Below are 23348 nucleotides of genomic sequence, written 5' to 3' on the forward strand. Positions count from 1 at the left end.
CCTTTAACCTTGGTAACAGCCACAACCATTGCTTCCCAGAGGCGGAACGTTGCAGATAGACGCGGTTGACCAGCGAATCATTGCGTTGCTCGTGTCGGACGCCCGCGCCTCGTACGCCGACATCGGCACCCGGGTGTCACTCTCCGCCCCCGCCGTCAAGCGACGGGTCGACCGACTCCGGTCGACCGGGGTGATCCGCGGGTTCACCGCGGTCGTCGACCCGGCCGCCGTCGGCTGGACCACCGAGGCCTTCGTCGAGCTGTTCTGCGCCGGCCGCACCACCCCGGCCCAGATCGGGGCGGCCGCCCGGCGACACCCCGAGGTGGTCGGCGCGTACACCGTCTCCGGGGAGGCGGACGCCCTGGTGCACCTGCGGGCCGCCGACATCAGCCACCTGGAGGAGGCGCTGGAACGACTGCGGGCCGAGTCCTTCGTCACCTCGTCCCGCAGCACCATCGTCCTCTCCCGGCTGGTCGAATCGCCCGGCGTCGGCCCCTCCGGCCGCTGACCGTCCCGCAGGTACGGCCGTCACCCCGTCGCAAGCGGACCGGGAACCGGGCGGCGCGGGCCGGCGTCCAAGCGCGCATGAGACCGGTGACCGCCTACGCCACGACCGGCACGCTGCTCGCCCTGACCCTGCTCGCCGGGAGCGCCGTCGCGCCCCGGCCGGCGGCGCCCGAGCCGGCGCCACCCCCCGCCGCACCCCGGCTCGTCGGGTACGACTCCTGCGCGGAGGCGCTGGCCGGGCTACGCGCCGCCGCCACCGCCGCCGTCGGACCGTGGGGCTTCGGCCCGGGTTGGCGTACCGGCGTCGTGGGTGACGTGGCGGGGCCGGCCGGCATCGCCGCGCGGGCGGAAGCGGCGCGGCCGGACGGCGCCGCCGTGGCCGGGTCGGCGGCGCCGGAGCACTCCACCACCAACAGCCACGAGCCTGGTGCGGACGAGCCGGACCTGGTGAAGACCGACGGCCGGCGGATCGTCGTCGTCACCGGGGGCGTCCTGCGGGTGATGGACGCGGCCACCCGCAAGGTCACCGGGCAGCTCGATCTCGCCGCGGACGAGCCGGGCCGCTGGTGGCCGGAGAGCACCCTGCTGCTGCACGGAGACCGGGCCCTGGTGCTCGTCCGGCCGGCCGCGCCCGAGGTGGAGCCCGCGGCCGACCGCCCGGCCGGCCCCGACCGCCCGGCCGGTCCCGCCGGGCCACGCCTGCTGCTGGTGGACCTGGCCGCGCGGCCCACGGTCGTCGGGACGTACCGGATCGAGGGGAGCCTGCTGGACGCGCGGCAGAGCGGTTCGACGGCCCGGGTCGTGGTCCGCTCGCAACCCCGGCTCTCCTTCCCGTACGACGAGCGGCGCACCGACGCCGAGCGGACCGCCGCCAACCGGGCGGTGATCGCCAGGGCCGGCCTCGACGCCTGGCTGCCCCGTTACAGCTGGACGGCGGGCGGGGAACGCCACGCCGGCCGGGTCGGCTGCGACCGGGTCAGCCGCCCGGCCGCCACCGCCGGCACCGCCCTGCTGACCGTGCTCAGCTTCGACCTCGGCGCCGGTCGCCTCGGGGACGGCGACCCGGTCACCGTCGCCTCGGACGCCGACACCGTCTACGGCACCGGCGGCAGCCTCTACCTCGCTGGCGCTAACGGCACCGGCTGGCGGCCCGGGTGGGCCGGGATCCGCCGTCCGGAGGCGGAGCACACCGACATCTATCAGTTCGACACCGGCGGCCCGGGCCGTCCCCGGTACCTCGCCGCCGGCAGCGTGCCCGGATCGCTGCTCAACCAGTACGCCCTCTCCGAGTGGCAGGGCCACCTGCGGGTGGCGACCACCCGCACGGGGCCGGGGGCCGCCGGGGCCACCGAGTCGGCCGTGCACGTGCTCGCCCGGCGGGGCGACCGGTTGACGGAGACCGGCCGGGTCGACGGCCTCGGCCGGGGCGAACGGATCTACTCCGTGCGCTTCCTCGGCGGCACCGGATACGTGGTGACCTTCCGACAGACCGACCCGCTCTACGCGCTCGACCTGACCGACCCGGCCGCACCCCGGCGCACCGGCGAACTGAAGATCAACGGTTGGTCGGCGTACCTGCACCCGGTACCGGGCGACCGCCTGCTCGGCATCGGCCAGGAGGCGGACGACCGAGGTCGGGCGCAGGGCCTCCAGGTGTCGCTCTTCGACGTCCACGACCCGGCCCGGCCCGCCCGGCTGGCCCGGGACCACGTACCGGGCGGCGGTTCGGTGGCGGAGTTCGACCCGCACGCCTTCCTGTTCGACCCGGCGACCGGCCTGGTGGCGCTGCCGCTGTACACCGGCGGCGTCCGCCTGCTCACCGTGACCGACCGGGAGATCACCGACCTCGGCACGGTCGCACCGCCGCAGGGCGTCGCCGCCACCCGGTCCCTGCTGGTTGACGGCCGGCTGTGGACCGTCTCCGACGCCGGTCTGACGGTCGTCGACCCGGCCACCACACGCCGCCTCGCCTGGCTGCCCTGGACCTGACACCTCCCTCCCCCGGCGGGTGGGGGCCGGAGCCGCCCGGCTTCCGGACCCCACCCGCCGTCCCATTCCCGCTCGGCGACGGCGACGGCGACGGCGACGGTTGACCTCAACCCTGGTTGAGGCTGTTGGGTGGAGGCGGGTCTGCGGAAGGGGGACGGGTGCGCGCGGTGTGGTTGCGGGAGTTCGGGGGTCCGGAGGTGCTGGTGCCGGGGCCCGCGCCCGATCCGGTGCCCGGACCGGGACAGGTGCTGATCGAGGTGGCCCACGCCAACCTCACCTTCGTGGAGACCATGTTCCGGGCGACCGGCTTCGGGCCGTTCGCCGCCGTGCCGCCGCTGATCCCCGGCAACGGGGTCGGCGGTGTGATCGCCGCCGTAGGTCCCGGCGTCGACCCCGAACTGGTCGGACGGCGGGTGGTCAGCGGGACCGGCGGCGCGGGAGGCTACGCCGAGCGGGTGGTGGTGGACCGGGAACTCCCGATCGAGGTGCCCGCCGGGCTGCCACTGGACGAGGCGGTCGCGGTATTCGCCGACGGCCGTACCGCCACCATGCTGGTGCACGCGGCGCACCTACGGCCCGGCGAGCGGGTGCTGGTCGAGGCCGCGGCGGGCGGCGTCGGCACCCTGCTGGCGCAGCTCGCGGCGGCGGCCGGTACGCGGGTCGTCGCCGCCGCCGGGGGCACGCGGAAGGTCGCCCTGCTGCGCGAGCGCGGCCTCGACGTGGTGGTGGACTACCGACAGCCGGACTGGGCCGACCAGGTCCGGTCGGCCACCGGCGGGGTGGACGTGGTCTTCGACGGGGTGGGCGGTCCACTGGCGCGGGCCGCGTTCGACCTGCTGGAAGCGGGCGGGCGGATGCTGAGCTTCGGGCTGGCCAGCGGCGCCTGGGCCGAGCTTCCCGCCGACCTCGCGGCGACCCGGGGAGTGACCCTGCTCCGCCCGACCAGCGACCCGGCGGCGCTGCGCGCGTTCACCGAACAGGCGCTGGCCGAGGCTGCGGCCGGGCGGCTGCGACCGCTGATCGGGCAGCGCTTCCCGCTGGACCGGGCGGCCGAGGCGCACGCCGCGATCCAGTCCCGGGCCACCGTCGGCAAGACCCTCCTCGACCTCCACTAACCACGGGTAGTGGCGGCTCCGCCCGGAGTTGCGGCCTCGCCGCCTGCGGGCGGCGGTGGGCCGTCAGAGGTACATGCCGGTGCGGGGCTCGCCCTGCGCGCGGGACGGCTTGTCCCCCTCGCCGAAGAAGCGCTTGCCGCCGAACTCGCCGTGCAGCCGGTCGTCCAGCTCGTCGGCCAGCCCGGTCATCACCTGAACGGCGAGCATCAGGTGGGTGGCCTGGAAGTTCCGGCCAAAGACCGGGATCGAGGCCCAGACCGTGTCGTCGGCGCAGTAGAGCCGGCCGATCGGCATCCGGTTGGTCAGCTCGGAGAGCTTCACGTAGAGACGTTCGGTCGGCTCGACCTCGGTGAGCACCGGGGAGAAGACGTCGACCAGGGGCGGGTTGTCGCGTACCCGGACGAAGACCATGGCGGAGCCGGCCCGGATGTTGATGTCGCCGTCCGAGTCGACCTGCAACTGGTCGGACGTGGACTTGAGCATGGTGGAGACGACCGTGCGGACCCGCTCCTCCAGCGCCAGCACGTCGTTCCCGCCGGCCTGGGCGGTCGCCGCGGCGGCCAGCGCCTCGTCGAGATCGGACTCGATGTCCCGGTCCGGACCGGACTCGCCGCGCGCGGTGCCCATGGGCTCCACCGGCAGCGGCTCCCCCTCGGCGTCGTGCACCAGATAGACGAGGAAGGCGGGGTGCGGCGCGCCGTAGACGTCGCGGAGGGTCCGGGAGAGCACCGCCGCGAGCCGGGTGGACTCGGCGGCGGCGCAGCCCAGGCCGAACTGGGCGCCCGAGCCCTCGACCACACCGGGCGGGGACCAGCCGAGCGCGATCATGTCGGCCACGGCGGCCCGGTCCAGCCAGTAGCCCTGCGGCAGGGTGGCGTTGCCGACCGCCCGCGCGGCGAGCCCACCGTCCGCGCCGACGTCGACGCTGATCGAGTAGATGGCGTCCCCGGTGCCCGAGGCGGTGGGGTCCAGGGTCAGCTCCACGTGCGCGCCGGTGGGCAGCGCCCGCAGCCGGTCGGCCAGCGCGCGGGCGAACTCCCGCCAGGCCTCGGTCACCTTCGCCCGCAGGTCGGCCGTGGTCGGCTCGTCCAGCAGGATCGACTCGTACTGCTCCGGCGCGTCGCCGGCGCGGTCATCGGTCGACGCCGAGGGGTGGTCTGCCGTCATGATCGCCTCCGTCCGTCATGGTCACCCTACCCACGGACGGTGGGGGCCGAATCAGGCCGACCGGCATCGGACAACGGCCCGCCGAAGATCCGCCGCGACCTGCGGGATCCGGTCGGCGGGGCCCGGATCGCCGGGCCTGAGTTAGCCGGCCGGGCTGGTGCCGTCGAGTTCGACCGGCCAGGTGGCGGCCAGCTCGCTGAGCCGGGACGCCGCCCCGGCCGGATCGGCGCCCCGCCCCACGGCGAGCCCCAGCAGGTACGCGGCCACCGGCGCGCCCGGACGCAGCACCTGGTGGGCCACATCCCGGGCCAGGTCGAGCACGACCGGCACCGACACCTGAGCCGGGTCGAGATCCAACTCGGCGCAGGCCGCCGTCACCCAGTCGTCCATCACCGTCATCGTGTCCACTCCTCGGCGCGGCGTACGTCCTCGTCAGTGTCGCAGTCGAACCAGGGCGGTGGGCCGGAGCCGGACCAGGCGACCTCCCGCACCGTGAGCCCGGCCAGCAGCGCCCGCACCGCAGCCCCGTCGAGGGTGCCGCCCCGCCGCGCGGCGAGCCGGTCCAGGGCGGCCCGCAGCGCGCCGACCCGCCACACCCCGCAGAGCTGCTGCCGGCGACCGTCGCCGTCGACGTAGCAGGCCCCGTCGACCGTCGACCCGGCGAGCTGGCGCAGCAGGTCATCGACCGCGCCGGCGGTGAGCAGCGGCAGGTCGGCGGCGAGTAGGGCGACGGTGGCCGTACCGGGGTCGAGCAGGGCCAGCCCTGCCGCGGTGGCCGCCACCGGGCCACCGCCCGGTGGGTCCTCCCGGGTCACCCGGACGCCCTCCGGGACCGGGCCGGCCGGACCGACCAGGATCCGCGGCTTGGCGTCGGCGACCGCCGCGAGCACCCCGTCCCGCATCGGCCGGCCGCCGACCGGGAGCGCGGGCTTGTCCACGCCGCCCATCCGGCGCGCCGCGCCGCCCGCGAGCACCACCGCCGCGTACGCCGTCACCCGGCCACCGTAGCCGGGCGGGTCCTCACCCGGCCGCCGTCGCCGTGCGGACGTGCGGCCGGGCGGGGCAGGATGGCGGGATGGGACGGGCGACTGATCGGCGGGGCGTGCTCCGGATCGACCTCGACGCGGCGGCGAACGGACGCACCCGGGTGAAGCGTCAGGACACCCTGGCCGTCGAGGAGCCGCTGGAGATCCGGGTCGGCCCGGCAGGGCCCGGCCGGCGGCGGCCGCTCGCGGTCACCATGCGTACCCCCGGCGACGACCTGGACCTGGCGATCGGCTTCCTGCTCACCGAGGGGCTGATCCGGTCCACCGACGACGTGCACACCGCCCAGCTCTGCGCCGGGGCGGAGACGCCGAACACCTACAACGTGGTTGACGTGGTGCTGGCCCCGGGCGTGCCGGAGCCCGCCACCGATCCGTCCCGCAACTTCTACACGACCAGCTCGTGCGGGGTCTGCGGCAAGGCGAGCATCGAGGCGATACGGACCCGCTCGCTCTTCGCGGTGCGGGACGACCCGTTGACCGTGCCGGCGGAGCTGCTGACCGCGCTGCCAGACCGGCTCCGTGCGGCCCAGCGGGCCTTCGACCGGACCGGCGGCCTGCACGCGGCCGGCCTCTTCACCCCCGACGGCGAGCTGGTGGTGCTGCGCGAGGACGTGGGTCGGCACAACGCGGTCGACAAGGTGGTCGGCTGGGCGGTGCGGGAGCGGCGGCTGCCGCTGGCCGGGCTCCTGCTGCTGGTGTCCGGCCGGGCCAGCTTCGAGCTGACCCAGAAGGCGTGGATGGCCGGCGTGCCGTTGCTCGCGGCGGTCTCCGCGCCCAGCACCCTCGCCGCCGAGCTGGCCGAGGAGGCCGGCATGACCCTGGTCGGCTTCCTACGCGGCCGGACCATGAACGTCTACGCGGGCGTTGAGCGGATCATCGAGTGAGGCTGGGCCGGACCCGCTACTCCTCGTCGGCCAACTCCGGCCGGTGCTCGCGAATCCACCGTTCGACATCCTCCGCGAGCCACACGTTGCCTTGCTGCAACTCCGCGACGGGGGTCGGGAACGAGCGGTGCGACGTGATCGCGTAGACGCGCTGGCGGCTGATGCCGCCAAGCCGCATCCGGATCTCGTGTGCGCCCATCAACTTCACAAGCCGACCGTAGGCACCCGTCAGCAGGTCACGGCGCAAGATGCTGCGCGCTCTTGACCTATGCAGTTGTCACGGGTCAACATAGCAGTATGGGTAAGCGAGCAGCCACGCAGCCAATTCCATCGAACCTCGTGCACAGGCGGCGACACTGGTGGTCCCGATGCTGTGTGTGCGGCTTGCGGTGGCCCTGCCCGGATCGGCGCTACCGCCCCGCCCCCGCCGAGCCGCCGAACCGTGCCCGCTGGATCGACAACGCCCAGACCATCGCCTGCCCACAGGTCGGCCGGGCCGGCTGGTTGACCCCGGCCCAGACCTGGTGGGCGAACGGGGGCCGGTGGTGAGCCGCCCCTCCCGCCCCCACCTTCCGATGCGCCCACTCTGGATGTGCCGCAACTGCGGCCAGCCCTGGCCGTGTGGCCCGGCCCGGCTGTCGCTGCTCGCCGAGTACGAGGGAAATCGGACGGCCCTGATCCTGTACCTGTCCGGCCAGTTGGCCGAGGCCCGCGACCAGCTCGGGCAACTCGGCGGCGGCGGCTCGCCCGCCGACCTGACCGACCGATTCATCGGCTGGGCCCGAGCCCGGGGCTGACCAAATCACGACGGGACGGCAGGGCGTCGGCGGCCGTGACAGCTCCCTACACTGCCGCAAATGATCACGAGATCGAATCCAACGGATCCAGCACCCCCACCGCCCGGACATGGCGTCATCGTCGGCGCTGTAGGCACCCTCGCGGCACTCGCGGGAGCGGTGGCCATCGTGGTCGGCTGGCAGATGCCTCGTGCCGAGGTGGGGCTCCTGCTCGGCGGGATGCTTCTGTTCGGCGGCTTGTTGATGCGTATCGAGTCCGCGATCACGCGCGGCATGAACCGCCAGCACGACGCCCCAGACCAGGGAACGGCCTGACCGGCACACCCCTACAGTGGTCGGAATGGTGCAACTGAACAGCGGTCAGATGCGCCGGCGGTTGAGACGCCGGCGCGGCCGTCGGCGGATCACACCGGGCTGGCCGACGGCCGGCCAGCCGTCCAGCTGGGACGGGGGCACGCCGCGCCGGAGCAGGTCGTCGAGGAGCAACGCGAGGGAGTAGTCGGGGCGGGTGGCGAGCACCCGTTCCAGCGCCACCGCCGCCAGGGCGCCGTGCCCGGCCCGCCAGGCGGCGAACGCGAGCAGGCTACCCGGGGCGGCGATCAGCTCCGGCTCGGCCCGGCGCAGCACGTCGGTCCAGAGGCCGATGTCGCCGTCCCGCCCGTCGGTCCGCTCCCAGGCGTGGTCGCGAACCGGCAGCTCGGTCAGGAGCACGGTCAGCCAGGCCACCTCGTCGTCGCTCAGCCGCTCGCCCCGCCGGTGCCGGCGGAACGCGGTGCGAACCGCGGCCACCCCGGCCGACCGCACCGACCGGCCGCCGACCAGGGCGGTCTCCGCCGCCTCCTCGGTCAGCGCCGTCAGCCGCCGGCGGGCCCCGGTGGTGGCCCGGCGCATGGCCACCCGGATCGGGCCGTCGAGCGGGGCCACCTGCGCGGTCAACGCGGCCCGGTCGGGGAGGGCGACCTGACCGGCGAAGACGGCCGCCGCGCTGACCTCGCTGGCCGCCGGGTCGTACGGGGTGCCGTCGGGCGGGCAGCAGTCGGGTTCGACGCACAGGTACGACCACCAGCGCCCGCCGGTCACTCGCAGGGCGTCGAGGACGAACACCCCGGCGGCGTCCAGCGCCTCGCCCACCGCGTCCACCGCCCCGGTCACCCGGGACGCCGGTCCGTAGCCGATCACGGTGGCCGAGTCGGTGCCCTGGCGGGCGATGACCTCGGCCAGGTGTCGGGCCGGTGGACGGGGATCGGCGCCGGGGTCGGGCAGGTCGCCACGGGCAGCGAAGACGACCTGTCGGCCGCGCAGCGCCACCACGACGACGCTGTCGGTGGGGTCTGTTGACCGGACTACGGAACGACACGCCGCGCTCAGCGACGCCGCGGACGGCTGTGTGCCTGTACGACTGCTGCTGGTTGCTGCTGATGGCGGGTTTGGGAGGTTGGTCGGGTGGAGCGGGACCTGTCGGTCGGGGTGTTGCCGAGGTGGGGTCATGTCGTTGCCTCCGAGGGCGTAGTTCCGTGGTTGGTGGTCGACGACGGCGGCGTGCCGGTCGAGCCGATCCGGGTGTTCTTGCGCGACTTCGTGGCGCGGGGGAACCGGTCGGGCAGCGTGCGTAGTTACGCGTACGCGCTGCTGCGCTGGTGGCGGTGGCTGCGGGTGGTGGGTGTCGAGTGGGACAGGGCGACCTCGGCGGAGGTGCGTGACCTGGTGCTGTGGCTCGGTCAGGCGACGAAGTACCGCAACTCGCCGCGGGTGGCGTCGGCCGCGACGGCCGGGACGGTGAACCCGGTTACCGGCAAGCGGCATCTGGACGACCGGTATGGGCCTCGCACGGTGCGGCACAGCAACGCGATCGTCCGCAGTTTCTACGTGTACTGGATCGAGCTGGGCGAGGGCCCGCTGGTCAACCCGGTGGCGTTGCAGCGGGCGCGGGGTGGCCGGCCCAACGCTCACCACAACCCGATGCAGCCCTACCGGGCGGAGGGTCGTATCCGTTACAACCCAAGGTTGCCCAAGCAACGGCCCCGCGCGATGAGCGATGCGCAGTGGCTGGATCTCTTCGCCGCGTTGCGGTCCAACCGGGACCGGGCGCTGCTGGCGCTGGCGATCAGCAACGCCGCTCGGGCCGGGGAACTGCTCGGGGTCCGCTGCTGTGACCTGGACTGGGGTGACCAGTTGGTGCGGGTCAGGCGCAAGGGCAGCGGCGCGGAGCAGTGGCTGCCGGCCAGCCCGGACGCGTTCGTGTGGCTGCGGCTCTACCTCGCCGAGGCCGTCACCGTGTCCGGGGACGAGGTGGTCTGGCAGACCCGGCGTCGCCGCGACCACGGGCGGGGCCTGGCGCACCAGCCGTTGACCTACGACGCGTTGCGGGCGGTGCTGCGTCGGGCGAACCAGCAGCTGGGCAGCAACTGGACGATGCATGATCTGCGGCACACGTGCGCGTTGCGGATGGCTCGCGACAAGCGGCTGTCGCTGCGCGACGTCCAGGTGATCCTCGGCCACATGCACCTGTCCACGACCGCCGACATCTACCTGGTCGAAGACGAGGAGGCCGTGATCGAGCGGATCGTCGAGCACCTGGCGGCCCGCGACCAGCCGCCCCCACCGACGCCGGCCGTGCGGGTCGGCTACGACGCCGAGGACCTGCACGTGCTCTTCGGTGGTGAGCCACGATGACGGCCCTGGCAACGCTGACGGCCCAGAGCGGGCGCCAAAGCGCATCGCACGACGTGCCGACGCCCCGGCAACCCGCGGCCGGGCCCGCCGATCTGCTGCCCGCCGGGCAGGTGCTGGCGCTGTTGCCGACGCATCCGGCGTTTCCCACGTCGGTGTCGGAGCGTCGCCGGCAACTGCGTGGGGCTGCGGTCGTGCTGCAGTGGCTCAGCGGCAACGCCGGCTCGGGATGGCAAGAGCGGTGGCGCAACGCCGACGGCGACGAGGGCCTCGGCTGGGTCGACGGGTTCGTTGCCGACGATCCGAGGACCCGTGGGTGCAAGCGCGCCGAGGTGACCGCCGGGCTTCGCAGCCTGCTGCTCAACCGGGTGGTGCGGCCCGGCTACGGCTTCTTCCAGCACTACAAACCGGGCACGCTGATCGCCGAGATGATCGCCGCAGCCGGAACGGACACGTTCACCCCGCTCAAGCAAGCCGCCATCGAGTTGGGCGCCAACGACCACCAATACGACGACGCGCGGGTCACGATCGCCAAGATGGTCTTGCACACCGGTCGCGGCGTCGACCAGCTGACCAGCGACGACTTCGACGACTACCGGGCGGCCTGCAGCGGCCGGAGGCACCCAATCCCGACCGGGACCGTCCTGGCCTGGGACCTGCTGCGCGCGATCGGGGTGCTGCCCGCCGACAGCAGCATGCGCCAGCATGTGCGCCGCGGACCGCAGACGACCCTGCAACTGGTCGACCGGTATCCGATCCAGTCGGCCAAGATCCGGCAGATGCTGATCCGCTACCTGGACGAGCGGCGCACCGGCGTGGACTACAGCACGCTGCGATCGTTGGCGTCCAGCCTCGCCGGGACGTTCTGGGTCGAGATCGAACGGCTGCACCCCGGCCTGGACACGCTGCACCTGCCGGCCGGGTCGCCGAGGCATGGAGGCTGGGCCTGCTCACCGTTACCCGCAAGGACGGGCAGGTGCGGGAACGGCGCAGCCGCTTCGACGTGATGGGGCAGGTGCGCACCTTCTACCTCGACATCGCCGAGTGGGCCACCGAAGACGCGTTCTGGGCCGCCTGGGCGGCGCCCTGCCCGGTTCGCCGCGGCGACACCGACGGCACCAGCCGCAGCAAGCAGCGTCGAGCGATCCGTCCCGCCGCCGAATACCGCGAGCCGACCGACGCCGAATGGCTGGAGTTCCAGCAGCATTTCGAGCTGCGCAAGGTCGAACTCGGCACCTGCGCGCGGCCCTACGGGTCGCCTTGCCGCCACGAACACTCCTGCATTCGCTGCCCGCTCCTGCGCGTTGATCACAACCAGCGTCCCCGCCTCGTCGAGATCATCCGCAACCTTGCGGACCGGATCACCGAAGCCAAACGCAACGGCTGGCTCGGTGAGGTCCAAGGACTCCAAGTCAGCCTCAACGAGGCGCAGACGAAGCTGGTCAGCCTTGACCGGCGGGCCGCCGGCAGCGGCCCCACCCTCCTCGGCATCCCCATCATCCGAGGTACCTGACCCTGACGTATCGACAAACTTCGTGGTCCGGAAAAGGTGGAAGCCGAGCAGGTACGGCACGGCGGCGATGAGGTCGGCGGGTGAGCGGACGGCGAGGCGGGGGCGGTCGGTCGGTGTCATGCGGGGAGCGTGCGGCGGACCGGTGCGCGGCCGACAGGCCCTGTGGACGACACGCGGGTTGTCCACAGACACGGAGAGTATCGGTGCAGGTGACGGCGATTCGCGGGCAGCGGAAGAGCGACGTGGCACCCGTTGGTCGGTGGCAGCGGCTACCTTGCGCTCATGGACCTGGCGTACCTGCGGACGCACCCGGAGCACCTGCCGACGTTCCTGACCCACCAGCGGATCCGGGAGACGCCGGTCGCCGGCGGTGACAGCTGCGCCGCCTCCCGACTCACCCTGGACGACGGGCACTCGGTCTTCACCAAGACCTGGCCCGAGACGGCGGGACGACCGGTTCCGGAGCACTTCTTCGCCACCGAGGCGGCCGGGCTGCGTTGGCTGCGCGAGGCCGGCGCGGTGGCCGTACCGGAGGTGGTGGTGGCGCTGCCGGAGCTGCTGGCGATTGACTGGGTGGAGCCCGGCGAGCCGACGCCGGAGGCCGCCGAGCGGTTCGGCCGCGAGTTGGCCGGGGCGCACCGGGCCGGGGCACCGGCGTTCGGGGCGGAGTGGCCCGGTTTCATCGGCGCGCTCCCGCAGGACAACACCCCGGACCCGGGCCCTTGGCCGGACTGGTTCGCGCGCCGCCGGCTCACGCCCTACCTGCGGATGTCGGTCGACAACCGAGCGCTGAGCCAGGCGGAGGCCGGGCTGGTCGAGGAGCTGATCGGTCGGATCGGCGACCTCGGCGGGGACGAGCCGCCGGCCCGGATCCACGGCGACCTCTGGCCGGGCAACCTGCTCTGGGCTGCCGACGACCGGGTGTGGCTGGTCGATCCGGCGGCGCACGGTGGGCACCGGGAGACCGACCTGGCCCAGCTCGCCCTCTTCGGCGGCGCACCCCACCTGGACCGGATCCTGGCCGCCTACGACGAGACGTGGCCGCTCGCCGAGGGCTGGCGGGAGCGGGTGCCGTTGCACCAGCTCCACCTGCTGCTGGTGCACACCGCCCTGTTCGGCGCGACGTACCGGGATGCGGTCGGCACCGCCGCCCGAGCCGCGCTGCGGTGGGCCGGACGCGCTACCGTCGACAGGTGACCGCCGCCCCCACGACCGACGGGGTCCTCGTTGACCGGTACGGCCGTGTCGCCCGGGACCTGCGGGTCTCGCTGACCGACAAGTGCAACCTGCGCTGCACGTACTGCATGCCGGCGGAGGGGCTGCCCTGGCTGGCCGGGCCGCAGCTGCTCAGCGACGAGGAGATCGTCCGGCTGGTCCGGATCGCGGTGCAGGAGCTCGGCGTCACCGAGGTCCGCTTCACCGGCGGCGAGCCGCTGATCCGGCCCGGGCTGGTCGGCATCGTGGCCGCCGTGGCGGCGCTGGAACCCCGACCGCGGATCTCGCTGACCACCAACGGCATCGGGTTGGCGCGACTGGCGCCGAGCCTGCGGGCCGCCGGCCTGGACCGGGTGAACGTCTCGCTGGACACCCTGGACCGGGCCCGCTTCGCGGAGCTGACCCGGCGGGACCGGCTCGACGACGTGATCGCCGGGCTGGCCGGCGCGGCGACGGCCGGACTGACCCCGGTCAAGATCAACTCGGTGCTGATGCGCGGGGTCAACGACGACGACGCGCCGGAGCTGCTGCGCTTCGCCCTCGACCACGGCTACGAGCTGCGCTTCATCGAGCAGATGCCGCTGGACGCCCAGCATGGCTGGGACCGGACGACGATGGTCACCGCCGACGAGATCCTCGCCTCGCTGGCCCGCGAGTTCGCCCTGACGCCCGATCCGGCCGAGCGGGGCGCCGCGCCGGCCGAGACCTGGCTGGTCGGCGGCGGTCCCGCCAAGGTGGGGGTGATCGGCAGCGTGACCCGGCCGTTCTGCGGCGACTGCGACCGCACCCGGCTCACCGCCGACGGCCAGGTACGCGCCTGCCTCTTCGCCACCGAGGAGTCCGACCTGCGCGGCGCGCTGCGCGACGGCGCGGACGACGCCGAGCTGGCCCGCCGCTGGCGTACGGCGATGTGGGGCAAGCGCGCCGGACACGGCATCGACGACCCGACGTTCCTGCAACCCGTCCGGCCGATGTCGGCGATCGGCGGCTGACCGGTGGAGCTCACCGTCCGCTACTTCGCCGGCGCCCGGGCGGCGGCCGGCCGCACCGAGGAGACCGCATCCGCCGGGCGCTCGCTGGACGAACTGGTGGGTGAACTCGGCGAGCGGCACGGCGAGCGGCTCGCCGCGGTGCTGCGGGCGGCGAGTTTCCTGGTCGACGGCGTGGCCTGCCATGATCGTCGGGTACCGCTGCCCGCCGGGGTGACGGTCGACGTGCTGCCGCCGTTCGCCGGTGGCTGAGGAGGCTCAGCTCAGGTGCTGGCGATGGCGACCTTCGTGGGCTTCGCGGTGCTCGTCACCGCCCTGATCCACCTCTACCTGTGGAAGCGGCTGGTCCGGGACACCACCGTTCCCGGTCGCTGGCGGAAGGCCGGCGGCGTCGCCGCGCTGGTGCTGGCGCTGCTGGTGCCGGCGACCATGGCGGGGACCCGCGGCGGGGCGTACTGGCTGGCCTGGCCCGGCTATCTCTGGCTGGCGGTGATGTTCTACCTGCTGGTGCTGCTGCTGGTGCTGGAAGTGCCGATGGCGGTGACGAAGCTGGTGCTGCGCCGCCGGGCGATGGTCGCCGAGCCGACCGCCGCTGTGCCGGAGCCCGCGCTGGTCGGTGCAGAGCCGGAGCCCGCGCTGGTCGGGGCCGCCGGCCCCGCGGATCCGCCGGCCGCCGCGGCGGCCGGCCAGCCGGACCACGACCCGGCGCGGCGGTTGCTGCTCGCGCGCGGTGCCGCGATCTTCGCCGGCCTCACCGCCGCCGGGATCACCGGGTACGGCGTCCGCACCGCGATGGGCCCGCCGCAGCTCGACCGGGTACGGATCCCGCTGGCAAAGCTCCCGCGCAGCATGGACGGCCTGCGGATCGCCACCGTCTCCGACATCCACCTCGGGCCGCTGCGCGGGCGGGCGCACACCGAGCGGATCGTCGAGATGATCAACCGGATGGACGCCGACCTGGTGGCCGTCGTCGGCGACCTGGTCGACGGCTCGGTGGCGGAGCTGGGCGAGGCGGCGGAGCCGCTGCGTGACCTGCGCTCCCGCTACGGCAGCTTCTTCGTGACCGGCAACCACGAGTACTACTCGGGCGTTGAGGAGTGGGTCCAGGAGGTGGACCGGCTGGGGCTGCGGGTGTTGCAGAACGAGCGGCAGGAGATCCGCGCCCGGGGCGGCGTGCTGGACCTGGCCGGGGTGAACGACGTCACCGCGGCCGGGACCGGGCTGGCCGCCCCCGCCGACTACGCCGCCGCGCTGGGCGACCGCGACCCGAGCCGGCCCGTGGTGCTGCTGGCGCACCAGCCGGTGGCCGCGCTGGAGGCGGCGAAGTTCGGGGTCGACCTGCAACTCTCCGGGCACACCCACGGCGGCCAGATGGTGCCCTTCAACTACCTGGTCAAGCTCCAGCAGCCGGTGGTCTCCGGCCTCGGCGAGGTGGACGGCACCAAGGTCTACGTCACCAACGGCGCCGGCTTCTGGGGCCCGCCGGTCCGGGTCGGCGCCGCGCCGCAGATCACCCTGGTCGAGCTCCGCGCCCCATAGCGCGCCGGAGCGGCGCAGTCCGGCACCGGATTGCTCAGGTCACGCGTACGCGTGGCGGCGGGCGGGCGGTGCACCGGCCGTGACAGGATGCGGCGTGCCTCCGTTCAGCGCCGCACCCCCCGGTGGCCTCCCGCCATTCGTCGCGGATCTGCACATCCACTCGAAGTACTCGCGGGCGTGCAGCCGTGACCTGACCCTGCCGAACCTCGGCTGGTGGGCCCGGCGCAAGGGCATCGGCGTGCTCGGCACCGGTGACTTCACCCACCCCGCCTGGTACGACCACCTCCGCGAGACCCTGCACCCGGCCGAGCCGGGCCTGTACCGGCTGAGCCCGGAGGCGGAGCAGGACATCGCCCGTCGGCTGCCGCCCCGGCTGGCGAGCGCGGCGGAGGCGGACCCGGTCCGGTTCATGCTCAGCGTGGAGATCTCCACGATCTACAAGCGGGACGACCGGACCCGCAAGGTGCACCACCTGATCTACCTGCCCGACCTGGACGCGGTGGCCCGGTTCAACTCGGCGCTCGGCCGGATCGGCAACCTGGGCTCGGACGGCCGCCCGATCCTCGGCCTGGACTCCCGGGACCTGCTGGAGATCACCCTGGAGGCCAGCCCGGACGGCTACCTGGTCCCCGCGCACATCTGGACCCCGTGGTTCTCCGCGCTCGGTTCGAAGTCCGGCTTCGACGCGATCGCCGACTGCTACGCCGACCTGGCCGAGCACATCTTCGCGGTGGAGACCGGTCTCTCCTCCGACCCGGAGATGAACTGGCGGGTCGGCAGCCTCGACCGCTACCAGCTCGTCTCCAACTCCGACGCGCACTCGCCGCCCGCGCTGGCCCGGGAGGCCACGGTCCTGAACTCGGTTCGGGACTACTTCGCGATGCGGGAGGCGCTGCGGACCGGCGACGGGCTGGCCGGGACGATCGAGTTCTTCCCGGAAGAGGGCAAATACCACGCCGACGGGCACCGGCTCTGCGGTGTGAACTGGTCGCCGGAGCGGACCCGGGAGGCGGGCGGGCGCTGCCCGGAGTGCGGCAAGCCGCTGACCGTGGGCGTACTGAGCCGGGTCGAGGAGCTGGCCGACCGTCCCGAGGGGCACCGGCCGGCGCACGCCCGCCCGGTCACCCATCTGGTGCCGCTGGGCGAGATCCTCGGCGAGATCAACAAGGTGGGCGCCCGGTCGAAGAAGGTCGAGGGGAAGCTCAACGAGCTGGTGGCCACGCTCGGCCCGGAGCTGGAGATCCTCACCGCCACCCCGTTGGACGAGGTCGGCCGGGTAGGCGGCGAACTGCTCGCCGAGGGCATCTCCCGGCTGCGCCGCGGCGACGTGCGCCGGGTGCCGGGTTACGACGGCGAGTACGGCGTGATCACCCTCTTCGACCCCGCCGAGCTGGGCGGTGGCGGCGCCTCCGGAGCGCAGGAGACGCTCTTCGACGTACCCGTGCCGGCGCAGCGACGGCCCGCGGAGCCGGCGCCGAAGCCGAAGGCCAAGCGCCCGGCGGCGCCCCGGCCGGAGCCGAAGCGGAAGGCCGCCCCGCCCCCGCCGATCGCGCCGGCGCCCTCCCCGCACGAGCCGTTCGAGCCGATGCTCGCCGGCATGGAGGAGGTCGGCACCGGCCTGCTGGACCGGCTGGACGCGATGCAGCGGGTGGCCGCCTCCGCGCCGGGCGGTCCGCTGCTGATCGTGGCCGGCCCGGGCACCGGCAAGACCCGGACGCTGACCCACCGGATCGCCTACCTCTGCGCGGAGTTGAACGTCTTTCCCGAGCAGTGCCTGGCGATCACCTTCACCCGGCGGGCCGCCGAGGAGCTGCGGCACCGGCTGGACGGTCTGCTCGGCCCGGTGGCCGAGGACGTGACCGTGGGCACCTTCCACTCGCTGGGCCTGAGCATTCTGCGGGAGAACGCCGCGGCGGCCGGCCTGCCGGCGGAATTCCGGATCGCCGACGACGCGGACCGGGCGGTGGCCCGCGCGGAGGCCGGGGACGACGCGGCCCGCTACACCGGGTTGCTGCGCAAGCGGGATCTGGTCGACCTGGACGAATTGCTCACCCTGCCGGTCGCGCTGCTGCAGGCCGACAAGAAGCTGGTGCGCGAGTACCGCGAGCGCTGGCGGTGGATCTTCGTCGACGAGTACCAGGACGTGGATGCCGTCCAGTACGAGCTGTTGCGGCTGCTCAGCCCCGCCGACGGCAACCTGTGCGCGATCGGTGACCCGGACCAGGCGATCTACTCGTTCCGGGGCGCCGACGTCGGCTACTTCCTGCGCTTCTCGCAGGACTTCACCGACGCCCGGCTGGTCCGGCTGAACCGTAACTACCGCTCGTCGGCGCCGATCCTGGCCGCTGCGGTGCAGGCCATCGCGCCGTCGTCGCTGGTCCGCGGCCGCCGGCTGGACCCGGCCCGGCTCGACCCGGAGGCCCCGCTGGTCGGTCGCTACCCGGCGGCCTCCGTCTCCGACGAGGCCGATTTCGTGGTACGCACCATCGACGAGCTGGTGGGCGGCCTCTCCCACCGGTCGCTCGACTCGGGCCGGATCGACGGCCGGTCGACCAGCCTGTCCTTCTCCGACATCGCGGTGCTCTACCGGACCGACGCGCAGGCCGCACCGATCGTGGACGCGCTCACCCGGGCGAACATCCCGGTGCAGAAGCGCTCGCACGACCGGCTGCGGGACCGCCCAGGGGTGATGGCGATCGCCCGCGAGCTGCGGCACGCCGGCGGCCTCGACGGCTCGTTGGCCGCTCGGGTCCGGCTGGCCGGGCAGGTGCTGGCGGAGCGCTTCGCCACGCCCACCCTGGACGGCGGCACCGGCGCCGTACGCCCCGAGGACGTCCGGACGGCGGTGGACCTGCTCACCCCGCTGGCCCGCCGGTGCGGCGACGACCTGGAGCTGTTCCTCGCCCAGCTGGCCACCGGCGCGGAGGTGGACGCGCTCGACCCGCGCGCCGAGGCGGTCACCCTGCTCACGCTGCACGCGGCGAAGGGGCTGGAGTTCCCGGTGGTCTTCCTGGTCGGGGCGGAGGACGGGCTGCTGCCGCTGCGCTGGCCCGGCGCGGAGCCGGACGACGACGCGCTGGCCGAGGAGCGTCGGCTCTTATTCGTCGGCCTGACCCGTGCCCAGGACCGGCTGTACGTCAGCCACGCCGCCCGCCGGGTCCGGCACGGCGCGGAACGGGAGTGCCGGCCGTCGCCGTTCCTCGACGTGATCGACCCGGGCCTGTTCGAACGCTTCGGCGACGCCGAGCCCCGCCGCCCCAAGGACCGCCAGCTTCGCCTGATCTGAGCGGGTGGCGCGGCAGCTGGCGGTCGGCGGCTGCGGACCGGGGTTACCGGCGGGCCGGCTCCGGGGCTGTCCCGGCCACCGGCGGGCGCGGCCGTTCGGTGGTCACCACCAGCGCCACCCCGGCGACGATCACCGCCCCGCCGAGCAGCACCCGGGCGGTGACCGGCTCGGCGGCGAGCAGTGCGCCGAGCGCCACCGCGACCGCCGGGTTGACGTAGGCGTACGTGGCGACCAGGGAGATCGGCGCGTGGTGCAGCAGCCAGACGTACGCGGTGAAGGCGACCAGCGAACCGGCCACCATCAGGTACGCCAGCGCCGCCCAGGAGCGGCCGGTCACCTCGGCCGGGGAGAAGCCGCGCAACTCGCCCCGTACGGCGCCGGTCACGGCGAGCGCCACCGCGCCGGCGGCCATCTCGTAGACCGTGGCCACGAAGGGGTCGGCCGGCATCCGGAGGCGTCCGGAGAGGAAGGAGCCGACGGACCAGCAGGTGGCCGCCACGACCACGGTGAGCGCACCGGCCAGCGGCACGGCCCCCGAACCGCCGGTGGGGAGCACCAGCAGGACCAGGCCGACGAAGCCCAGGGTCACCCCGGCGAAGGTCCAGAGTCGGGGCCGGTCGCCGCCGAGCGTACGGAGCAGCACCACCAGCAGCGGGACGCTCGCCACCAGCAGCGCGGCGATGCCGGAGGGCACCGCGACACCGGCCGGACCGGACTCCGCGAGCACCACCACGCCGTTGCCGCCAGCCAGCAGGAGCACCCCGACCAGCGCGGCCGAGCCGAGCTGCCGGCGGTCCACGCGCAGCGCGCCGGGACCGCGCCGGATCCGCAGCACCGCCGCCAGCACCAGAGCGGCGGCGGCGAACCGCCCGGCTGCTGAGGTGAGCGGCGGCAGCGACTCGACGGCGATCCGGATGCCCAGGTAGGTGGAGCCCCACAGCACGTACACCAGGACCAGCGCGGTCCAGATCAGCGCAGGTCGGGCCGGGGTCGCGGGGTGACCGACGGCCTGCCGGTCCGTCCCCGGGGAGGGGACGGGGCCGGATCCCGGGGGCGTCGCACTTGCGGGGCGTGAGCTCATCGGTGGACCACGCTACGGTGACCACTGCGTCGGCGTCCCCTGTTGGTGGCCGGCCTCTCAACACTGGCGCAGCGCACGCAGGAGGGCGTTCATGACGAACTTCGGACCACCGGTCGGCGGCTCCTCGGAGCCGTGGGGTGGACGGCGGCCCGACGACGCGTACGCTCCGCCGGCCGACCCGCGGTACGACGCGCAGCCCGGCGGGTGGGGCGAGCCGCCCGCCCAGCGGTACGAGCCGACGGCGGGGAGCGGGTGGGAGGGGCAGCCGGCCCGGCAGCCCGACTATCCCTCCGCGTACCCGCCGTACCAGCCGACCGCGCAGGGTTACCCGCCGGCCCCGCCGTACGTCGGTGACGGTCACCCGTACGCCGATCCGCCGCCCCCGCCGAAGCGCGGCAAGGGTCCGCTACTCGCGGTGCTCGCCGTGCTCGCGGTGCTCGTCCTCGGCGGCGCGGCCACCTTCTACCTGCTCGGCCGGGACGACGCGGCCCCGGTGGCCGGGCCGAGCCAGCCGGCCGCCCCCGACGTCGAGCCGTCGGCGGGGGCGAGCGAGCCGGCCACCACGGCGCCGGCGCCGGCGTCCTCCGCGGATCCCCGGTTCGTGAACGCGGGGCAGTGCGTCCGCAACGAGGCCCCGGCCGGCGGCAAGCCGAAGCTGCTGATCAGCGAGTGCGGCGCGAAGACGTATCAGGTGCTGCGCCGCTTCGACGGCGCGACCAGCGGGGAGAAGGACGCCCAGGCGAAGTGCGCCAAGGTGGACGGCTACACCAACTGGTACTTCTTCGACAGCGAGCTGGACACCCTCGACTTCGTCCTCTGCCTCAAACAGCGCTGAGCCCACCCGTAGGCAAAACTAGGGCTGTCTAGCTTTCACGCTAGACAGCCCTAGTTTCGTCTCGACAGTCCCAACACGCCGGTAGGCCCATCTATCCATGTCTAGCCCCGCAGCTAGACGGCCCGATACTCTGCGATGCGTGGATCCGGTCCGCAACCCGTACGCCCCCGGCGCCGGTCAGCGCCCGCCCGAGCTCGCCGGGCGGGGGCGGGAGCTGGACGTCTTCGACGTCGTGCTGGAGCGCATCGCCCGGGGGCGCCCCGAGCGCAGCCTGATGCTCACCGGACTGCGCGGCGTCGGCAAGACGGTCCTGCTGAACACTCTGCGCTCGCAGGCGATCAACCACCTCTGGGGCACCGGCAAGATCGAGGCCCGCCCCGACCAGTCGCTGCGCCGACCGGTCGCCGCCGCCCTGCACATGGCGGTCCGCGAACTCGCCCCCCGGCACCGCGCGCCGGACCGGATCGAGGGCTTCCTCGGCGTGCTCAAGGCGTTCGCCCAACGGTCCGCGCCGGCCGGTCGCGGCGCGGCCGCACCCAAGCTCCGCGACCGCTGGCAACCCGGCATCGACGTGCCGGCCAGCAGCGGCCGGGCCGACTCCGGGGACATCGAGATCGACCTGGTCGAGCTGCTCACCGACGCCGCGGCGGTGGCCACCGACGTGGGCACCGGCATCGCGGTCTTCATCGACGAGATGCAGGACCTCGGCGCGGAGGACGTCTCCGCGCTCTGCGCCGCCTGCCACGAGCTGTCGCAGCTCGGCGCGCCGCTGATCGTGGTCGGCGCCGGACTGCCGCACCTGCCGGCCGTGCTCAGCGCCGCCAAGTCGTACTCCGAGCGGCTCTTCCGGTACCAGCGGATCGACCGGCTGGACCGGATCGCCGCCGACCAGGCGCTCTGCGTGCCGGCCGAACGCGAGGAGGTCGAGTACGAGCAGAAGGCGCTCGACCTGCTCTACGAGAAGTCCGGTGGCTACCCCTACTTTGTCCAGGCGTACGGGAAGGCCACCTGGGACCATGCCCCCCGCTCGCCGATCACCGCCGCCGACGTCCGGGTGGCCGCCCCGGAGGCGGAGGCGGAGTTGGCCGTCGGCTTCTTCGGCTCCCGGTTCGAGCGGGCCACCCCGGCCGAGCGCGAGTACATGCGGGCGATGGCGACGCTCGCCCTGGTCGAGGGGGAGGAGAGCGGGCGCGACGACATGGACGCCGCGGTGCCCACCGCGGAGATCGCCCGCTCGCTCGGCCGCAAGCCGGCGAGCCTCTCCCCCGCCCGGGACGCGCTGATCAAGAAGGGGCTGATCTACTCCGGGGAGCGGGGGACGGTCGCCTTCACCGTCCCGCACTTCGGCCGGTACCTGCGCACCCAGCCGGCCTGACCCGGCGGGCGGACCGGTCAGACCCTGGACCAGGGCGGCGGGAAGACCACCTCGCCGCGCGGCGGCGGGCCGCCGTCGCTGGTCGAGGGGGGCAGCACCAGCGCCTGCCAGGGCTCCCCGAGCCCGGACCAGGGGCTGCTCAGCCCCATCCGGTCCGCGCGGGTGAAGCCGAAGCGTTGGTAGAAGGCCGGGTCGCCGAGCACCACCACCAGCCGCTCGCCCAGCTCGGTCGCGGCGTCCAGCCCCGCCTGTACCACCGCCATACCGTGCCCGATCCGCTGCCGATGCGGCGCGACCGCCACCGGGCCGAGCGCCAGCGCCGGCGCGGCGCCGCCGTCCGACCGGACCCGGACCCGGGTCAGCAGCGCGTAACCGACCACCTCGCCGCCGTGCTCGGCGACCATGGCCAGCTCGGGGATCCAGGCGTCGCTGTGCCGCAGCTCCTCGACCAGCCCCACCTCGGGCGGGCTGGCCACGTCGGGCCGGGCGAAGGCGGCGGCCAGCACCCGGGCGACCGGCGCCTCGTCCGCCGGGTCCTCTGGTCGGAGCCGCAGGGTCGTCACCCGCGCGACGTTACCGGGCCGGACCGGTCCATCCGCGACGGTCGCTCGAATCCGCGTGCCAAGCCGCGCCGGAGTCCCCGCCGGACGTCCACGTCGGCCGATCCCTTTCGGGTGTTGCCGGGATAACGGGCACCGACACGGGGTATGACTGATCCATGAAGCCAGTGCGCTCCCTCGCCCGTGTCATGTTGAGCGGAGTCTTCGTGGTCAGCGGCGCCCGCAACTTCCAGAACCCCGGTCTCCTGGTCCCGATCGCCAAGCCGGTGACCGACCGGATCGCCCCGCTGATCCAGAAGAACGTCCACCCCCGGTTCCCGACCGACGCCGAGACGCTGGTCCGGGTCAATGCGGCCACGCAGTTCATCGGCGGCCTGATGCTGGCCACCGGCAAGTTCAGCCGCCCGGCCGCGCTGGTCCTCGCCGGGACCCTGGTGCCGGTGACCGCGGCAGGCCATCCGTTCTGGAACCAGGACGACCCCACGGCGCGGAACAATCACCTGGTTCATTTCCTGAAGAACCTCGGGATCGTCGGTGGGCTGGTGCTCGCCGCCGCGGACACCGAGGGCAAGCCGGGGCTGCGCTGGCGCGCCGGTCACCGGATCGGCCACTCCCGACGGTCGATGCAGCGGGCCGTCCGGACCGCCCGTCGGGAGGCGAAGATCGCCGTACGCTCGGCGGCCACCGCCCGGCGACTTCCGGGCTGACCTGCATCGATACGGCCATCACCCCCCGCAAGGCCGCGAATTACCTGAACCACCAGACACCCGTTAACGCGGT

Annotated in this window: 24 protein-coding genes; 17 read left to right on the forward strand and 7 right to left on the reverse strand. The window is 74.0% G+C overall.

Going from position 1 to position 23348, the window contains the following annotated elements; translation table 11 throughout:
• Nucleotides 1-49: 49 nt before the first annotated feature.
• The 3 genes from SLP03_RS04610 to SLP03_RS04620 all read left to right on the forward strand — a co-directional run bounded on the left by SLP03_RS04610 (nt 50) and on the right by SLP03_RS04620 (nt 3611).
• Nucleotides 50-508 carry an Lrp/AsnC family transcriptional regulator gene (locus tag SLP03_RS04610; protein ID WP_319459243.1) on the forward strand — a complete coding sequence of 153 codons (459 nt, stop codon included), beginning with the start codon at nt 50-52 and terminating at the stop codon, nt 506-508.
• A gap of 77 nt (nt 509-585) precedes the next feature.
• On the forward strand, nt 586-2496 hold the full coding sequence (locus SLP03_RS04615) for a beta-propeller domain-containing protein (RefSeq protein ID WP_319459244.1): 1911 nt from the start codon (nt 586-588) through the stop codon (nt 2494-2496).
• A gap of 158 nt (nt 2497-2654) precedes the next feature.
• On the forward strand, nt 2655-3611 hold the full coding sequence (locus SLP03_RS04620) for a zinc-binding dehydrogenase (protein ID WP_319459245.1): 957 nt from the start codon (nt 2655-2657) through the stop codon (nt 3609-3611).
• A gap of 63 nt (nt 3612-3674) precedes the next feature.
• On the opposite strand, the gene SLP03_RS04625 is transcribed toward SLP03_RS04620, so the two are convergent.
• From SLP03_RS04625 to SLP03_RS04635, 3 genes are all read right to left on the reverse strand, one after another.
• Nucleotides 3675-4778, reverse strand: coding sequence for a T3SS (YopN, CesT) and YbjN peptide-binding chaperone 1 (locus SLP03_RS04625; RefSeq protein WP_319459246.1), 1104 nt, complete (start codon nt 4776-4778; stop codon nt 3675-3677).
• Nucleotides 4779-4919: 141 nt separating this feature from the next.
• Nucleotides 4920-5177 (reverse strand): DUF6457 domain-containing protein, encoded by a 258-nt coding sequence (locus SLP03_RS04630; protein WP_319459247.1) that lies wholly within the window; start codon nt 5175-5177, stop codon nt 4920-4922.
• Complete coding sequence (locus SLP03_RS04635) at nt 5174-5773, reverse strand: molybdenum cofactor guanylyltransferase (protein WP_319459248.1); 600 nt, start codon at nt 5771-5773, stop codon at nt 5174-5176. Before SLP03_RS04635 ends, SLP03_RS04630 begins: the two co-directional genes overlap by 4 nt.
• Nucleotides 5774-5853: 80 nt before the next feature.
• On the opposite strand from SLP03_RS04635, the gene fdhD reads away from it, so the two are divergent.
• Nucleotides 5854-6708 carry a formate dehydrogenase accessory sulfurtransferase FdhD gene (fdhD, locus tag SLP03_RS04640; protein ID WP_319459249.1) on the forward strand — a complete coding sequence of 285 codons (855 nt, stop codon included), beginning with the start codon at nt 5854-5856 and terminating at the stop codon, nt 6706-6708.
• 16 nt (nt 6709-6724) lie between these two features.
• Here fdhD and SLP03_RS04645 read toward each other — a convergent pair whose 3' ends face one another.
• Entirely contained in the window at nt 6725-6907 is a 183-nt protein-coding gene (locus SLP03_RS04645; RefSeq protein ID WP_319459280.1) for a hypothetical protein, read from the reverse strand.
• Between the two features lie 376 nt (nt 6908-7283).
• Between SLP03_RS04645 and SLP03_RS04650 the strand changes: the two genes are divergently transcribed.
• Both SLP03_RS04650 and SLP03_RS04655 read left to right on the forward strand, forming a co-directional pair.
• Entirely contained in the window at nt 7284-7505 is a 222-nt protein-coding gene (locus SLP03_RS04650; RefSeq protein ID WP_319459250.1) for a flavin reductase, read from the forward strand.
• A gap of 60 nt (nt 7506-7565) precedes the next feature.
• Nucleotides 7566-7820: a hypothetical protein gene (locus tag SLP03_RS04655; protein WP_319459251.1), complete on the forward strand. Its 255-nt coding sequence runs from the start codon at nt 7566-7568 to the stop codon at nt 7818-7820.
• 45 nt (nt 7821-7865) lie between these two features.
• Here the strand turns inward: SLP03_RS04655 and SLP03_RS04660 are convergent, their stop codons facing one another.
• A complete protein-coding gene (locus SLP03_RS04660) occupies nt 7866-8873 on the reverse strand; it encodes a DUF4192 domain-containing protein (protein ID WP_413644369.1) in 1008 nt (335 codons plus the stop codon).
• A 75-nt stretch (nt 8874-8948) separates the two neighbouring features.
• Here SLP03_RS04660 and SLP03_RS04665 point away from each other — a divergent pair, with 75 nt between their 5' ends.
• The 8 genes from SLP03_RS04665 to SLP03_RS04700 all read left to right on the forward strand — a co-directional run bounded on the left by SLP03_RS04665 (nt 8949) and on the right by SLP03_RS04700 (nt 18717).
• Entirely contained in the window at nt 8949-10178 is a 1230-nt protein-coding gene (locus tag SLP03_RS04665; protein ID WP_319459252.1) for a tyrosine-type recombinase/integrase, read from the forward strand.
• Entirely contained in the window at nt 10175-11182 is a 1008-nt protein-coding gene (locus SLP03_RS04670; protein WP_319459253.1) for a hypothetical protein, read from the forward strand. Before SLP03_RS04665 ends, SLP03_RS04670 begins: the two co-directional genes overlap by 4 nt.
• Nucleotides 11152-11688, forward strand: a complete 537-nt coding sequence (locus SLP03_RS04675; protein WP_319459254.1) for a hypothetical protein — start codon at nt 11152-11154, stop codon at nt 11686-11688. The genes SLP03_RS04670 and SLP03_RS04675 overlap by 31 nt, the downstream gene beginning before the upstream one ends.
• A 282-nt stretch (nt 11689-11970) precedes the next feature.
• The gene (locus SLP03_RS04680; RefSeq protein WP_319459255.1) at nt 11971-12885 is read left to right on the forward strand and encodes a fructosamine kinase family protein; all 915 of its coding nucleotides are present in this window, start codon (nt 11971-11973) and stop codon (nt 12883-12885) included.
• Nucleotides 12882-13895: a GTP 3',8-cyclase MoaA gene (gene moaA / locus SLP03_RS04685; RefSeq protein ID WP_319459256.1), complete on the forward strand. Its 1014-nt coding sequence runs from the start codon at nt 12882-12884 to the stop codon at nt 13893-13895. The genes SLP03_RS04680 and moaA overlap by 4 nt, the downstream gene beginning before the upstream one ends.
• Nucleotides 13896-13898: 3 nt before the next feature.
• The gene (locus tag SLP03_RS04690; protein WP_319459257.1) at nt 13899-14144 is read left to right on the forward strand and encodes a MoaD/ThiS family protein; all 246 of its coding nucleotides are present in this window, start codon (nt 13899-13901) and stop codon (nt 14142-14144) included.
• Between the two features lie 24 nt (nt 14145-14168).
• Entirely contained in the window at nt 14169-15431 is a 1263-nt protein-coding gene (locus tag SLP03_RS04695; protein ID WP_319459258.1) for a metallophosphoesterase, read from the forward strand.
• Nucleotides 15432-15525: 94 nt separating this feature from the next.
• On the forward strand, nt 15526-18717 hold the full coding sequence (locus tag SLP03_RS04700) for a UvrD-helicase domain-containing protein (RefSeq protein WP_319459259.1): 3192 nt from the start codon (nt 15526-15528) through the stop codon (nt 18715-18717).
• 43 nt (nt 18718-18760) lie between these two features.
• Here the strand turns inward: SLP03_RS04700 and SLP03_RS04705 are convergent, their stop codons facing one another.
• The gene (locus tag SLP03_RS04705; protein ID WP_319459260.1) at nt 18761-19798 is read right to left on the reverse strand and encodes an EamA family transporter; all 1038 of its coding nucleotides are present in this window, start codon (nt 19796-19798) and stop codon (nt 18761-18763) included.
• Between the two features lie 415 nt (nt 19799-20213).
• Between SLP03_RS04705 and SLP03_RS31515 the strand changes: the two genes are divergently transcribed.
• Nucleotides 20214-20633, forward strand: a complete 420-nt coding sequence (locus SLP03_RS31515) for a hypothetical protein (RefSeq protein ID WP_413644371.1) — start codon at nt 20214-20216, stop codon at nt 20631-20633.
• A 139-nt stretch (nt 20634-20772) separates the two neighbouring features.
• Nucleotides 20773-22008 carry an ATP-binding protein gene (locus SLP03_RS04715; RefSeq protein ID WP_319459262.1) on the forward strand — a complete coding sequence of 412 codons (1236 nt, stop codon included), beginning with the start codon at nt 20773-20775 and terminating at the stop codon, nt 22006-22008.
• Nucleotides 22009-22025: 17 nt separating this feature from the next.
• Here SLP03_RS04715 and SLP03_RS04720 read toward each other — a convergent pair whose 3' ends face one another.
• Complete coding sequence (locus tag SLP03_RS04720) at nt 22026-22571, reverse strand: N-acetyltransferase (protein ID WP_319459263.1); 546 nt, start codon at nt 22569-22571, stop codon at nt 22026-22028.
• Nucleotides 22572-22726: 155 nt separating this feature from the next.
• Here SLP03_RS04720 and SLP03_RS04725 point away from each other — a divergent pair, with 155 nt between their 5' ends.
• Nucleotides 22727-23275, forward strand: a complete 549-nt coding sequence (locus SLP03_RS04725) for a DoxX family protein (RefSeq protein ID WP_319459264.1) — start codon at nt 22727-22729, stop codon at nt 23273-23275.
• Nucleotides 23276-23348: the final 73 nt, after the last annotated feature.

Source organism: Micromonospora sp. RTP1Z1 (genome assembly GCF_033804685.1).
Taxonomy (GTDB): Bacteria; Actinomycetota; Actinomycetes; order Mycobacteriales; family Micromonosporaceae; genus Micromonospora.

Bases quoted from the DNA above. Each gene is read 5' to 3' on its own strand.
- SLP03_RS04655 (WP_319459251.1), top strand. From the start codon at position 7,566: ATGATCACGAGATCGAATCCAACGGATCCAGCACCCCCACCGCCCGGA.
- SLP03_RS04695 (WP_319459258.1), top strand. From the start codon at position 14,169: ATGGCGACCTTCGTGGGCTTCGCGGTGCTCGTCACCGCCCTGATCCAC.
- SLP03_RS04670 (WP_319459253.1), top strand. From the start codon at position 10,175: ATGACGGCCCTGGCAACGCTGACGGCCCAGAGCGGGCGCCAAAGCGCA.
- SLP03_RS04630 (WP_319459247.1), bottom strand. From the start codon at position 5,177: ATGACGGTGATGGACGACTGGGTGACGGCGGCCTGCGCCGAGTTGGAT.
- SLP03_RS04725 (WP_319459264.1), top strand. From the start codon at position 22,727: ATGAAGCCAGTGCGCTCCCTCGCCCGTGTCATGTTGAGCGGAGTCTTC.
- SLP03_RS04705 (WP_319459260.1), bottom strand. From the start codon at position 19,798: ATGAGCTCACGCCCCGCAAGTGCGACGCCCCCGGGATCCGGCCCCGTC.
- SLP03_RS04680 (WP_319459255.1), top strand. From the start codon at position 11,971: ATGGACCTGGCGTACCTGCGGACGCACCCGGAGCACCTGCCGACGTTC.
- SLP03_RS04615 (WP_319459244.1), top strand. From the start codon at position 586: ATGAGACCGGTGACCGCCTACGCCACGACCGGCACGCTGCTCGCCCTG.
- fdhD (WP_319459249.1), top strand. From the start codon at position 5,854: ATGGGACGGGCGACTGATCGGCGGGGCGTGCTCCGGATCGACCTCGAC.
- SLP03_RS04650 (WP_319459250.1), top strand. From the start codon at position 7,284: ATGCGCCCACTCTGGATGTGCCGCAACTGCGGCCAGCCCTGGCCGTGT.
- SLP03_RS04645 (WP_319459280.1), bottom strand. From the start codon at position 6,907: ATGGGCGCACACGAGATCCGGATGCGGCTTGGCGGCATCAGCCGCCAG.
- SLP03_RS04625 (WP_319459246.1), bottom strand. From the start codon at position 4,778: ATGACGGCAGACCACCCCTCGGCGTCGACCGATGACCGCGCCGGCGAC.